Consider the following 12,166-nt stretch of genomic DNA (forward strand, 5'->3'; position numbering starts at 1 on the left):
AATGGGGAGCGTAGAACAGCCTCGTACTCATGGGTAGGGGGTGGACGGGGAAAGTTACCGGCGGTACGGCTCCGGCGCCCCGGGGCCGCGCCGACATAGGCTGCACGCGTGGCAGACGAAGCGGCGGACGGAACGGCAGGCGGCGCGGGCGTACGCGAGTACCGCATGGAGGAGCTGGCCAAGGAGGCGGGCATCACCGTGCGCACCGTCCGCTTCTACCGCGAGCGCGGGCTGATCCCGCCGCCGCGCCGCGAGGGCCGCATCGCCTGGTACGACGAGCACCACCTGGCCCGGCTCCGCACCATCGCCGCCCTCCTGGAGCGCGGCCACACCCTGAGCGGCATCGCGGAGCTCGCCGACGCCTTCGAGCACGGCAGGGACGTCGCCGAACTCCTCGGCATGGAAGGACCGTCGGAGGAGACCCCGGTCCGCCTCACCCCGCAGGAGCTGGCCGACCGGTTCGCCGGCGAGGTCACCCCGGAGAATCTGTCGGCCGCCCTCGACCTCGGCTATCTCGGCACCGACGGCGACGACATCGTGCACATCAGCCGCCGCCTCCTGGACGCGTCGGCCACCCTGGTCCGCCAGGGGATACCGCTCGCCGCCGTCCTGGAGGCGGGTCAGCGCGTACGCGAACACGCCGACGCGCTCGCGGAGTTGTTCGTGACCGTCGTGCGCACGCACGCCCCTGAGAACACGGACGACCCGGCGGACACAGCCGTCAGCGTCGAGATGCTGCGGCCGGTCGCGAAGAGCGTGGTGGAGGCGGAGCTGTCGCTGGCGCTCGACCGGCGGATCGCGGACGAGAAACCGGCGCGGTAGACCGCGTCCCGGCGGGCGGGATCAGTGCGGGCAGACCGCGTCCCGGCGAGCGGGATCAGCGCGGGCAGACCGCGTCCCGGCGGGCGGGATCAGCGCGGCAGCCACCAGCGGGCCTTGTAGATGCCGCCCTTCACCAGCGTGTACGCGGCCGTGGGCCGGTGCACGGTGACCTGCGTCGTCCACCAGGTCTGTTCAAGTCCCTTCTCGGGGACGGTACTGAGGACCTGGCCGGTGCGCGGGTCGTTGCCGACGGCCTTCACGGAGGCGCGGTCGACGAGTTCGTGCCCCGCGTAGTCGCGGACGAAGCCCCCGGTGCGCTTGTCGTACTGGAGGACGCCCGCGTTGGTCGTCACCCACAGCCGCCCCGGCCGCCCCGCCACCGGGAACAGGTCGTGCCCGCCCGCCGTCCTGCCGGGCACCGCGACGGGCAGCGCCACCGCGGACGTCCGCGTCAGCGCGGGCCGCGCCGCCGTGCCGCCGACCGCGTACGCCACCAGTTCGTCGTCGCCGAGCGCCCACAGGACCCGCCGGGCGCGGTCCCAGTGCAGGCCGTGGGCGCCCTTGAGGTGGTCCTCCGCGTACCGGCCGGCGTCGGGGCCGAGCGAGGCCGCGTACACGCGCACGAGCGCGCCCGTGCTGCACGCCACCGCCACATTGCCGTCCGGCAGCAGCTCCGCGCTGTGCGGGTTGAACAGGTCGTCGCCGGGGCCGAGCGCCGTGCCCCAGTAGCGCCGGCCCGACGGGTACTCGACGGCGGCCACGAACCCGAACGACGCCGTGGTCAGGACCAGCGTCCGCTTGCGGTGCAGCCGCACCTTCGCCTCGCACGGGTACACCCAGCTCACGTCGGGGCGCAGGTCCTGGTAGCGCGGGTCGCCGAGGGGCGAGAACTGCCAGCGCACGACGGCCGGGTCCGCCGCCGGGTCCCAGACGCGGCGGCGCGGGTCGAGCAGGAGCAGGCGCTTGCTCGCCTGCTCGGTGACCAGGACGGGCGGGGTGCCCGGAGGGACGCCCGGGGCGGCGGGGCGGGCGGCGGCGGTCGCGGTCACGTCCGCCGCCGCGGGGTGCGCGCCCGCGAGCGCGGCCCCCGCGGCACCGGCCGCCGCCCCGATCAGCAGCCCTCGTCTGGAAAGACCAGCAGACATGACGTACCCCCGCGTGACCGGCCGGCGCCGCGACATGTGTCGCGTACGTTTGTCGCGTACGCGTCCGCAATCTGCCACGCGGCAGGGGACGGGGACAGACCTCGACCGGACTTTTCGCCGCGTCTTGGCCTGCCGGTCGCCGGGTGTCCTACTCGTAGACGACGGTCACCGGCGCGTGGTCCGACCAGCGCTCGGCGTGGGTGGCCGCCCGCTCCACGTACCCCTTGACGGCGCGCCCGGCGAGGCCCGGCGTCGCCACGTGGTAGTCGATGCGCCAGCCCGTGTCGTTGTCGAAGGCGCGGCCGCGGTAGGACCACCAGGAGTAGGGGCCTTCGACGTCCGGGTGCAGCGCCCGCACGACGTCCTCGAACTCCGCGAAGACCTCGGTCATCCAGGCCCGCTCCTCGGGCAGGAAGCCGGAGTTCTTCTTGTTGCCCCGCCAGTTCTTGAGGTCGGCCTCCTGGTGGGCGATGTTCCAGTCGCCGCAGACGAGGACCTCACGCCCGTCGGCGGCGGCCTTCTCCTTGAGCTCCTTCAGATACACGAGGAACTCGTCCATGAACCGGACCTTCTCGTCCTGGCGCTCGGTGCCCACCTCGCCCGAGGGCAGATACAGGCTGGCGACGGTGACTCCGGGCAGGTCGGCCTCCACATAGCGGCCGCTGCCGTCGAACTCCGCGGACCCGAAGCCCACCCGCACCCGCTCCGGCTCGCGCCGCGTGTACAGGGACACCCCGGCGCGGCCCTTGGCGGCGGCCGGGGCGTGCGTGACGTACCAGCCCTCGGGGGCGCGCACCTCGTCGGGCAGCTGCTGCGGCTCGGCCCGCACCTCCTGGAGACACAGCACGTCCGCACCGGTCCCGGCGAGCCACTCCACGAAGCCCTTCTTGGCCGCGGCACGCAGGCCGTTTACATTCACGCTGGTCACTGTGAGCATCCCGGCACGATACCGGCACACTGGAGGCCGCCCGGAATTCCACCGCCGCGTGCCATCCGGCCCGCAGCCTGCATAGAAGTACGATGGAGCGCATGAATATACAGACCGTCGCCTTCGACCACCCCGACGCGATCAAGCTGAACGACCGCGTCCAGCTCGAATACGCCGAGCGCTACGGCGACGAGGGCGACGTGACGTACCTGGACCCGACCATGTTCAAGACCCCCGTCGGTCTGTATCTGATCGCCTACGACGACGCGGGCACCCCGCTGGCCACGGGCGGCTGGCGCACCATGGACGCGAACGGCGAGGGGTACACGGACGGCGACGCGGAGATCAAGCGCATGTACGTCACCCCGGAGGCCCGGGGGCTCGGCATCGCCCGCCGCATCCTGGCCGCTCTGGAGGACGACGCGCGCGCGGCGGGCCGCCACCGCATGGTCCTGGAGACCGGCACCAAGCAGCCGGAGGCCATCGCCCTGTACACGTCGAGCGGCTACGCCCTCTGCCCGAAGTTCGGCTACTACCGGAACCACGACCTCAGCCGCTGCTACGCCAAGCCGCTGCGGTAGTCACCGCCGGTCCCCGTGCCGGGCCCCGTCAGCTCCCGGCGAGCCCGGCAGGCCCGGCCGCAGCTTCCTGGGCCACCGCCTCCCTGGCCACCGCCTCCCTGGCCACCGCGAGGGAGGCGTCCGCGGCGTCCTGGAAGGCGGCGAGCCCGGGGATGTCCCGGGCCCGGGTCAGCTCGGCCCGCACCACGTGCAGCCGCTCCGCCGCCACCCCGAGCCGCGTGAAGTACGCCCGCAGGTAGGGCACCTGGAAGTCGCAGGCGGCCAGTGGCGCCCCGGGCCCGTACCCGCCGCCGCACGCCGCGACCACCACGACCCGCACCTCCCCGAGCAGCGCCCGCCCGCTGTCCGGATCGGTGAAGACCCCGGGGAAGGACACCCGGTCGATCCACGCCTTCAGGGCCGCGGGCACCCCGAAGTTGTACATGGGCGCACCGACGAGCAGCGTCCCCGCCGCCGCGCCCACCGCCCGCACCTCCGCCACCAGCGGCAGCGTCAGCGCCCACTCCCGCTCCTCCTCGGCGCCCTCCGCCAGCGCGGCCACCTTCTCCGGCGGCACGACCCCCTGCCGCTCCACCCGCGTCCCGAGCCCTACGTACCCGGAGCCCACCAGCGGCACCGGCTCCCCGGCCAGGTCCCGGTACCGGTATCCGGCACCTTCGTGCCGCTCCCGCCAGATCCGCGCGAACTCCCCGGTGAGCCGCCGGGTCACCGAGCTCCCCCGCCGGTCGGCACTGGAATCCAGATGCAGCAGAAATCCGCCCTGCCCCACACCACTCACGGCACCCGCTCCTTGTCACTTCCGTACGGTCGGCTACGTCAAGGAGGTGACGGAGCACGACGGGGAAAGGTGACCGATGGACGACCAGGGCGGCCTCGCCGACCGTTTCGAGGCGCACCGCGGGCGGCTGCGTGCCGTGGCGTACCGGATGCTCGGCTCGGCGGCCGAGGCGGACGACGCCGTGCAGGAGACCTGGCTGCGGCTGAGCCGCACGGACCCGGGCACCCTCGCGCGGGTGGCGAACCTCCCGGCGTGGCTGACGACGGTGCTCTCCCGCATCTGCCTCGACCTGCTGCGGATCCGCGCCTCCCGCCGGGAGGACCTGGTGGGCGGCCACGTCCCCGACCACGTCACCCGGACCGCGGCCGCCGTCGCCGCCTCCGCCGCCGAGGCCGATGCCCGCGGCCCGGAGGAGGAGGCCCTCCTGGCCGAGTCGGTGGGCCGCGCCCTCCTTGTGGTGCTGGACACGCTCACCCCCACCGAACGCGTCGCCTTCGTCCTGCACGACTCGTTCGCGGTGCCCTTCGACCGCATCGCCCCCCTCGTGGAGCGGTCCCCGGTCGCCACGAAGAAGCTGGCGAGCCGCGCCCGCGGCAAGGTGCGCGGCACCCCGGCCCTGCCCGCGGCGGAACTGGCCCGGCACCGGCACGTCGTCGAGGCGTTCCTCGCCGCGGCCCGCGGCGGCGACCTCGACGCCCTGCTCGCCGTCCTCGCCCCGGACGTCGTACGCCGCGCCGACCCCGCCGCGCTGCCCCCGGGCGCCGCCGCCGAGATCCACGGCGCGGACGCCGTCGCCCGCGAGACGGTCCTGCTCACCGCGAACGCCCGGCACGCCGCGCTCGCCCTGGTCGACGGCGCCCCCGGCATCGTGGTGGCTCCCCGCGGCCGGCTCGTCCTCGCCCTGCGGGTCGCGGTGGCCGCGGGCAGGGTCACCTCGTACGAGGTGATCGCGGGACACACCCGCCTGCGGCGCCTCGCCCTGGCGGTCGTCCCCGACTGAGCGGCACGGGCGCGAGCGCGGGCAACGCAAAGATCCCGCCCGATCTTTCGATCGGACGGGATCTTCATGTGCAGTGGACCTGTGGGGATTTGAACCCCAGACCCCCTCGATGCGAACGAGGTGCGCTACCAGACTGCGCCACAGGCCCTTGCAACGAGTGAAACTCTAGCATCCCCATCCGGGTGCTCGGAAATCCGTCCCCGCGCTGCTCCTGCTGGTCAGGACGGCGGGTCGGGCGGGGCCGCCGGACGTCACTCGTTGGCCGCGCGCGGGCGCCCGCCGCCCTCGTCGTCGTACTGGTCGAAGAGCGGGGTGCGGCCGCGCTCGCGGGAGCGGCGGGCGGAGGCGGCTCGGCGGGCGTCGCTGCGGCCGCCGTCGGCGCCGCCCTCGCCCCCGTCGGGGCGCCGCTCGTCGGCGGGCGCGGGGTCGGCTCCCCGCGCGGCCTCCCGGGCTTCGCCCGCTGCCGCGTCGGCCGGCTGGGCGGCGCTCGACCGGGCCGAGCTCCAGGTGTCGGGCGCGCCCAGGTCGATGCTGCCGGTGGCGCGGGGGGCGACCGGCGCCGTCACGTAGGTGGGCAGCGGCACGGGCACCGGGTCCCAGCTGTCGGCGCGGCCGGGTCCGTGCTGCCGCTCGCGCTGCTGGTCGACCCACTCGGCGTGGTCGGTCTGCTCGACGAGGGCGCGCCGGTCGGCCGCGAGGGCGGAGAGCCCGGGGTCGGGCTCCGGCGCGGGCTCCTCGGCCTCGGGCTCGGCGTCCACCGGGCGCCCGCGGCGCTGCCGCTCGCGCAACTGCCGTGCGGCGGCCTCGGCGCGGCGCCGGTCCATCGTGTACGTGAACCTGCGGCGTTCCTGGCGGCGCAGATAGACGATGTACGCGCTCAGGAGCGCGGCCGGGGCCGCGGGCGCCCACAGGAAGGCGAGGCCGCCGACCGCGGCGACGACCGCGCCGAGCGTGAAGGCCACGAACAGCATGACGGTCGTACGGCGACGGCGGGCGAGGACCTTGGTGCGCCGGGCCCGCGCGGCGGCGTCCGCCGCGGCGGCGCGCCGGGCCGCCTGGGACGGGCCCTTGGCCTGGGCCTGGGACGGGTCCTTGGCCTGGCCCTTGGTGCGGTTCGCGCCGGGGCCGCGGTGCGCGGCGGCGTTCGCGCCGGGGCCCCCGACGGGCCGCGCGCCCTGTCCCGTACCGGGTTTGGCGCCGGGCCCCGGCCTGGCGCCGAGCCGCGCCCGGACGGCGGGGGGCCCGGCCTGCGCGGTGGGTGCCGGGCGGGCGTGCGGGTCCCGTTCCTCCTCCGGGGGCACGGCGAAGGCCCGTACGTCCACCGAGTCGGTGACGACGTCCGGGTCGCTGCGCGACTCCTCCTCCTCTTCAGGCGAGCGCGCTTGCAGGTCCTTGGCGTACCGGCGCTCCATCCCCGCCCGTCCGGACAGCAGTCGGATGGCGGTGCTGAAGCGTTCCGTCGGACGGGCTTCGTTGAGCTCGTCCTGCCTACGGAGCCACATCGGCACCAAGTAGGCGGCCCAGGCCCCGACGATGACTGCGTAGATGAGGCCGCTGCTGCTCACGCCTCACACGGTAGAGGGGTTTTGTCGAGGCCATCCGCCAATTGAGCCGGTGTGTCGCACGATCTGGCTGATATCTCGAACTTTTTTTGTGACTGATGCGATCAACACGCCGTCAGAACCCCGAATTTAACGGTCTCTCAGCAGCCAATTTCGAACAGGTATTTCATTTATGAGAGTCAGCATTGTGTCCACCCGGACTTCCGGGGGACGCGCGACGGCGCCAGCGCCGCACCAGGCCCTCCGGCACCTCCTCCTCGGTGAGCGCGAACACGAGGTGGTCGCGCCACGCCCCGTCGATGTGCAGATAGCGGGGCCGCAGCCCCTCCTCGCGGAAGCCGAGTTTCTCCACCACGCGGCGGCTCGGCGCGTTCTCGGGCCGAATGCAGACCTCGACGCGGTGCAGGCCCACGGTCCGGAAGCAGTGGTCGACGGCGAGCGCCACGGCCGTCGGCATCACGCCGCGCCCCGCCACCGACTCGTCGACCCAGTAGCCCACGTGCGCGGAGCACATCGAGCCCCAGGTGATGCCGGCGACCGTCAACTGTCCGACGAGGCGGCCCTGGTACTCGATGACGAACGGCAGCATGCGGCCCGCGCTCGCCTCGGCGCGCAGGTGCCGGACCATCTGCCGGTAGGTGGGGCGGTGGGTGACCGGGCCGCTCGGCGTCGGCGGCGGGATGGTGGCCTCCCAGGGGCGCAGCCAGTCCCGGTTGCGCCGGTTGACCTCGCGCCAGGCGCGCTGGTCGCGGAGTTTTATCGGCCGCAGGACGACGTCGCCGTCCGCCAGCTCGACGGGCCAGCCGGCGCTGTTCAGCTCGCACCCCCGTCGCCTCGCGGATGGTCCCCGCCGCGCAGCTGGTCGACGGCGTGCACCAACAGGGGCGACAGGACGGCGATTCCGTCGCGCACGCCGCCGCTGGAGCCCGGCAGGTTCACGATGAGGGTGCGTCCCGCGACGCCCGCGAGGCCCCGGGACAGGGCCGCCGTCGGGACCTTCGCGCGGCCGTGGGCGCGGATCGACTCCGCGATCCCCGGCACCTCGTGGTCGATGACGCGGCGGGTGGCCTCGGGCGTCGCGTCGGTGGGCGAGATGCCGGTGCCGCCGGTGGTGAGGATGACGTCGTAGCCCGCGGCGACGCCCTCGCGCAGGGCCTGCTCGACGGGGTCGCCGTCCGGTACGACCCGGGGGCCGTCGACGGCGAAGCCGAGCGCGCCGAGCCCTTCGACGAGGATCGGGCCGCCCTTGTCGGCGTAGACGCCCGCGGCGGCGCGGTTGGAGGCGGTGACGACGAGCGCGCGGTACGTCATGCTCCGGCCTCCTGCGCGCCTTCGGCGTCCTGGATGTCCTCGGCCTCCCGGGTGCCCTCGGCTTCCCGACCGGCCCCGGTGTCCCGGCTGCCCTCGCCCGTGGCTGCCGCGGCCCCGGCCCCGGTCCCCGGGGCGCTCCCCCGGTGCCAGTCCCCCGACTTCCCGCCGGTCTTCTCCTCGACCCGTACGTCCGTGATGACGGCGGCCTTGTCGACGGCCTTGACCATGTCGACGACCGTGAGGGCGGCGACGGTGACCGCCGTGAGGGCTTCCATCTCGACGCCCGTGCGGTCGGTCGTCTTCACGGTGGCGAGGATCTCCACGGCGTCGTCGGCGACCGTGAGGTCCACCTTGACGCCGGAGACGGCCAGCGGATGGCAGAGCGGGATCAGGTCGGGGGTGCGTTTGGCGCCCATGATGCCGGCGATGCGGGCCGTCGCGAGAGCGTCGCCCTTGGGCACGCCCGCACCGCGCAGCAACTCGATCACGCGGGGCGAGACGAGGACCCGGCCGCGGGCGCGTGCCGTGCGGGCGGTCACGTCCTTCTCGGAGACGTCGACCATGCGGGCGGCGCCCGCCTCGTCGATGTGCGTCAGTCGCTGCTGCGTGCTCATGTGCTGTGGCGCTCCCGGTCCGGGCTCCGCGCGGTGCGGTGCGCGGGCCTGCTGTGCGCGACACAGTACCGCCCCGCCGCCGCGCCGCCCGAGCACGTCGCCCCTGCCCCGCGGCGCCCGCGGCCCCGGCCCACGGGGGCGGGGGAGGTCCGGGTGCGGGCGGCTGGTGAAGGGGCTGCGGCGCCGGGCGCCCGCGCGGACGCGGCGGCGTCCGGAACGGCCCCGCCGTCGTCGCCCGCGCGGACGTCAGCCGAGCAGGACCACCTCGACCTCCGTGCCGGGCTCCACCGACGTCGTGGCCTCGGGGACGACGATCAGCGCGTCCGCCTGGGCGAGCGCGGCGACGAGGTGCGAGCCGGAGCCGCCGACCGGCGTGACCGTGCCCGCGTCGGCGTCGTGGCGCCCGCGCAGGAACTGGCGCCGCCCCGACGGCGAGGTCAGTGCCCCGTCGGCGGTCAGCCGCGCGCGGACGGTGGTCCTGTGCAGGTCGGAGAGGCCCATCAGGGCGCGCACGGCGGGCCGTACGAAGATCTCGAAGGAGACGTACGAGGAGACGGGGTTGCCCGGCAGGGCGAGCAGCGGGGTGTGGTCGGGGCCGATGGCGCCGAAGCCCTGCGGCTTGCCGGGCTGCATGGCGAGCTTGCGGAAGTCCACGCCCCCGCCCGCGCCGAGCCCCTCGTCGTCGTCCGGGTCGCCGATCGAGTCGAGCGCCTCCTTGACGACGTCGTACGCCCCCACGCTGACGCCGCCCGTGGTGACCACCAGGTCGGCGCGGATCAGCTGGTCCTCGATGGTGGAGCGCAGGACCTCCACGTCGTCGGTGACCGCGCCGACGCGGTAGGCGATCGCCCCGGCGTCGCGGGCGGCGGCGGTGAGGGCGAAGCTGTTGGAGTCGAAGATCTGGCCGGGGGCCAACTCCTCGCCCGGCTGGATCAGTTCGCTGCCGGTGGACAGGACGACCACGCGCGGGCGCGGGCGCACCTTGACCGTGCCCCGGCCGATCGCGGCGAGCAGGGCGATCTGTGGGGGGCCGAGGATGGTGCCCGCCGCCAGGGCGCGGTCACCGGCGCGGACGTCGCTGCCCCGGTCCCGCACGTGTGCCCGCGCCTCCGCGGGCCGGTACACACGGACCTCGCCGGAGGCGCCCTCGGGGGCCGTGCTGTGCGCCCGCATCCCGGCGGCGGGCCCCTCGCCGAGCCCGCCGTCGGTCCACTCCACGGGCACCACGGCCTCGGCGCCGGGCGGCAGCGGGGCGCCGGTCATGATGCGGGCCGCCTCGCCCGCGCCGACCGTGGGCTGCTCGCCCTGGCCCGCGGCGACGTCCCCGATGACCGTGAGCACGGCGGGGAACTCCTCGCCCGCGCCCGCCACGTCGGCCACCCGGACCGCGTACCCGTCCATGGAGCTGTTGTCGAAGGGCGGCAGCGACACGGGCACCGTGACGTCCTCGACGAGGACGCAGCCCTGGGCGTCGAGCAGTTGCAGCACGATCGGTTCGAGCGGGCGGACGGTCGCGAGGATGTCGTCCAGATGCTCGTCCACCGACCACAGCCGGCCGGCGCCCGGGGACGCGTCGTGGCCGTGGTCCGGCGCGACGGGGGCGGTGGTGCCGTCCGGGGCCTCGGAGCCGTCCGTGGCGTGGTGCGTCGTCGTGCCGCTGCTGCTCAAGTGCTACATCTCCTCGGTGACGTAACTGCGAAGCCAGGCCTTGAAGTCCGGGCCCAGGTCTTCACGTTCGCACGCGAGTCTGACAATGGCACGCAGATAGTCACCGCGGTCGCCGGTGTCATAGCGGCGGCCCTGGAAGACCACGCCGTGCACCGGGCCGCCGATCTTCCCCGCGGCGTCAGCCGCTGATTGGTACGTCGCGGCGAGTTGCTGGAGCGCGTCGGTGAGCTGGATCTCGCCGCCGCGGCCCGGCTCGGTCTTGCGCAGTATGTCGAAAATGTGCGGGTCCAGGACGTATCGGCCGATGATCGCATAGTTGCTGGGCGCGTCGGCGGGCTCCGGCTTCTCGACCAGACCGGTGACCTCCACCACGTCGCTGTCCCCCGTGGGCTTCACCGCCGCGCAGCCGTAGAGGTGGACCTGCTCGGGCGCGACCTCCATGAGCGCGACGACGCTGCCGCCGTGCTGCTCCTGGATCTCGACCATGCGCTGGAGCAGCGGGTCGCGCGGGTCGATCAGGTCGTCGCCGAGGAGGACGGCGAACGGCTCGCGACCGACGTGGGGGGCGGCGCACAGGACCGCGTGACCGAGACCTCGGGGGTCGCCCTGGCGGACGTAGTGCATGGTCGCCAGGTCGCTGGACTCCTGGACCTTGGCGAGCCGGGACTCGTCGCCCTTCCTGGCGAGGGCCGACTCCAGCTCGTAGTTGCGGTCGAAGTGGTCCTCCAGGGGACGCTTGTTGCGTCCCGTGATCATGAGGACGTCGTTCAGGCCCGCGCCGACCGCCTCCTCGACCACGTACTGGATCGCCGGCTTGTCGACGACCGGCAGCATCTCCTTGGGCGTGGCCTTCGTGGCGGGCAGGAAGCGCGTGCCGAGACCCGCTGCTGGAATGACAGCCTTCGTGATCTTGGGGTGAGACTCAGTCATGGGCGACACCCTAACCGGTGCCTATGTGAACAATCTGTGGCTTCGGAATATTGGCCCACATGTGAGCTCAATAGGAAGGATTTGTGAGTTGACCATGGCGCAAACCGGCTCCGGCAAGGGAAACAAGCGCACGTTGCGGGGAGAGATCCTGGCGGTGAGACGCGGGTTGACGGCGGGTGACGCGCAGAAGGCCGCCGCCGCGCTCGCCGAGCACGCGCTCGAACTGTCCGAACTCTCCACCGCCCGCGCGGTCGCCGCCTATGTCTCCGTGGGCACCGAACCGGGCACGCACGCCCTCCTGGACGCCCTGCACGCGCGCGGGACCCGGGTCCTGCTGCCCGTCCTGCTCCCGGACAACGACCTGGACTGGGCGGCGTACGACGGGCCCGACTCCCTCGTCGAGGTGCAGCACCCCGGCCGCATGACCCTCCTGGAACCGGCGGGCGAACGGCTCGGCCCCGACGCGGTCCTGGAGGCGGACGCCGTGCTGCTCCCGGGACTCGCGGTGGACGAACGGGGGACGCGGCTCGGGCGCGGCGGCGGTTCCTACGACCGCGTGCTCACCCGTCTTGAGCGCGCGGCCGTGCCGTCCGCCCTCGTCGTGCTCCTGTACGACTCCGAAGTGGTCGCGCACGTCCCCGGAGAGGCGCACGACCGACCGGTGCACGCCGTGGTGACGCCGTCGGGCACGCGCCGCTTCGTCCGACACGGCGTCTGACACGACGTCAGCGTACGAAGAAGCGGAGGGGACCGCCCCGCGCGCGGGGGGGGGCCCACCCCGATTTTTACGATCCCCCCGCGCCAACCCCAACTTTGGTTTGTACACC

Annotated in this window: 12 protein-coding genes, 1 tRNA gene and 1 pseudogene; 4 read left to right on the top strand and 10 right to left on the bottom strand. The window is 74.0% G+C overall.

What is annotated here, in order from left to right; translation table 11 throughout:
• The first annotated feature begins 165 nt into the window (after window positions 1–165).
• Complete coding sequence (locus GPA10_RS14790; RefSeq protein ID WP_058846405.1) at window positions 166–822, top strand: MerR family transcriptional regulator; 657 nt, start codon at window positions 166–168, stop codon at window positions 820–822.
• Window positions 823–911: 89 nt separating this feature from the next.
• Here GPA10_RS14790 and GPA10_RS14795 read toward each other — a convergent pair whose 3' ends face one another.
• Together GPA10_RS14795 and GPA10_RS14800 are read right to left on the bottom strand one after the other, a co-directional pair.
• The gene (locus GPA10_RS14795; protein ID WP_246259101.1) at window positions 912–1,967 is read right to left on the bottom strand and encodes a DUF6528 family protein; all 1,056 of its coding nucleotides are present in this window, start codon (window positions 1,965–1,967) and stop codon (window positions 912–914) included.
• Window positions 1,968–2,115: 148 nt separating this feature from the next.
• Window positions 2,116–2,904, bottom strand: coding sequence for an exodeoxyribonuclease III (locus tag GPA10_RS14800; protein WP_058846065.1), 789 nt, complete (start codon window positions 2,902–2,904; stop codon window positions 2,116–2,118).
• Window positions 2,905–2,996: 92 nt separating this feature from the next.
• Here GPA10_RS14800 and GPA10_RS14805 point away from each other — a divergent pair, with 92 nt between their 5' ends.
• Entirely contained in the window at window positions 2,997–3,476 is a 480-nt protein-coding gene (locus GPA10_RS14805) for a GNAT family N-acetyltransferase (protein ID WP_157165911.1), read from the top strand.
• Between the two features lie 28 nt (window positions 3,477–3,504).
• Here the strand turns inward: GPA10_RS14805 and GPA10_RS14810 are convergent, their stop codons facing one another.
• The gene (locus GPA10_RS14810) at window positions 3,505–4,254 is read right to left on the bottom strand and encodes an FMN-dependent NADH-azoreductase (RefSeq protein ID WP_343040852.1); all 750 of its coding nucleotides are present in this window, start codon (window positions 4,252–4,254) and stop codon (window positions 3,505–3,507) included.
• Window positions 4,255–4,330: 76 nt separating this feature from the next.
• On the opposite strand from GPA10_RS14810, the gene GPA10_RS14815 reads away from it, so the two are divergent.
• Window positions 4,331–5,254, top strand: coding sequence for a sigma-70 family RNA polymerase sigma factor (locus GPA10_RS14815; RefSeq protein WP_157165912.1), 924 nt, complete (start codon window positions 4,331–4,333; stop codon window positions 5,252–5,254).
• A gap of 74 nt (window positions 5,255–5,328) precedes the next feature.
• Here GPA10_RS14815 and GPA10_RS14820 read toward each other — a convergent pair.
• The 7 genes and pseudogenes from GPA10_RS14820 to galU all read right to left on the bottom strand — a co-directional run bounded on the left by GPA10_RS14820 (window position 5,329) and on the right by galU (window position 11,339).
• A tRNA-Ala gene (locus GPA10_RS14820) sits at window positions 5,329–5,402 on the bottom strand.
• A 103-nt stretch (window positions 5,403–5,505) separates the two neighbouring features.
• On the bottom strand, window positions 5,506–6,819 hold the full coding sequence (gene sepX, locus GPA10_RS14825) for a divisome protein SepX/GlpR (RefSeq protein ID WP_343040853.1): 1,314 nt from the start codon (window positions 6,817–6,819) through the stop codon (window positions 5,506–5,508).
• A gap of 163 nt (window positions 6,820–6,982) precedes the next feature.
• A complete protein-coding gene (locus GPA10_RS14830) occupies window positions 6,983–7,633 on the bottom strand; it encodes a GNAT family N-acetyltransferase (protein WP_058846110.1) in 651 nt (216 codons plus the stop codon).
• Window positions 7,630–8,127, bottom strand: coding sequence for a MogA/MoaB family molybdenum cofactor biosynthesis protein (locus GPA10_RS14835; RefSeq protein ID WP_058846111.1), 498 nt, complete (start codon window positions 8,125–8,127; stop codon window positions 7,630–7,632). The genes GPA10_RS14830 and GPA10_RS14835 overlap by 4 nt, the downstream gene beginning before the upstream one ends.
• A gap of 140 nt (window positions 8,128–8,267) precedes the next feature.
• Window positions 8,268–8,741, bottom strand: a pseudogene (gene moaC / locus GPA10_RS14840) (cyclic pyranopterin monophosphate synthase MoaC); the annotation flags it as partial.
• A 246-nt stretch (window positions 8,742–8,987) separates the two neighbouring features.
• The gene (gene glp / locus GPA10_RS14845; RefSeq protein WP_157166038.1) at window positions 8,988–10,292 is read right to left on the bottom strand and encodes a molybdotransferase-like divisome protein Glp; all 1,305 of its coding nucleotides are present in this window, start codon (window positions 10,290–10,292) and stop codon (window positions 8,988–8,990) included.
• Window positions 10,293–10,412: 120 nt separating this feature from the next.
• The gene (galU, locus tag GPA10_RS14850; RefSeq protein WP_058846112.1) at window positions 10,413–11,339 is read right to left on the bottom strand and encodes a UTP--glucose-1-phosphate uridylyltransferase GalU; all 927 of its coding nucleotides are present in this window, start codon (window positions 11,337–11,339) and stop codon (window positions 10,413–10,415) included.
• A 94-nt stretch (window positions 11,340–11,433) separates the two neighbouring features.
• Between galU and GPA10_RS14855 the strand changes: the two genes are divergently transcribed.
• Window positions 11,434–12,057, top strand: coding sequence for a 5-formyltetrahydrofolate cyclo-ligase (locus GPA10_RS14855; RefSeq protein ID WP_157166039.1), 624 nt, complete (start codon window positions 11,434–11,436; stop codon window positions 12,055–12,057).
• The last annotated feature ends 109 nt before the right edge of the window (window positions 12,058–12,166 follow it).

Source organism: Streptomyces typhae (assembly GCF_009755605.1).
In the GTDB taxonomy this organism is placed as follows: Bacteria; Actinomycetota; Actinomycetes; order Streptomycetales; family Streptomycetaceae; genus Streptomyces; species Streptomyces typhae.

What these genes read in the sequence shown, in the direction of transcription:
- GPA10_RS14790 (WP_058846405.1), top strand. Translation starts at nt 166, where the DNA reads ATGGAGGAGCTGGCCAAGGAGGCGGGCATCACCGTGCGCACCGTCCGC.
- GPA10_RS14795 (WP_246259101.1), bottom strand. Translation starts at nt 1,967, where the DNA reads ATGTCTGCTGGTCTTTCCAGACGAGGGCTGCTGATCGGGGCGGCGGCC.
- GPA10_RS14800 (WP_058846065.1), bottom strand. Translation starts at nt 2,904, where the DNA reads ATGCTCACAGTGACCAGCGTGAATGTAAACGGCCTGCGTGCCGCGGCC.
- GPA10_RS14805 (WP_157165911.1), top strand. Translation starts at nt 2,997, where the DNA reads ATGAATATACAGACCGTCGCCTTCGACCACCCCGACGCGATCAAGCTG.
- GPA10_RS14815 (WP_157165912.1), top strand. Translation starts at nt 4,331, where the DNA reads ATGGACGACCAGGGCGGCCTCGCCGACCGTTTCGAGGCGCACCGCGGG.
- GPA10_RS14835 (WP_058846111.1), bottom strand. Translation starts at nt 8,127, where the DNA reads ATGACGTACCGCGCGCTCGTCGTCACCGCCTCCAACCGCGCCGCCGCG.
- galU (WP_058846112.1), bottom strand. Translation starts at nt 11,339, where the DNA reads ATGACTGAGTCTCACCCCAAGATCACGAAGGCTGTCATTCCAGCAGCG.
- GPA10_RS14855 (WP_157166039.1), top strand. Translation starts at nt 11,434, where the DNA reads ATGGCGCAAACCGGCTCCGGCAAGGGAAACAAGCGCACGTTGCGGGGA.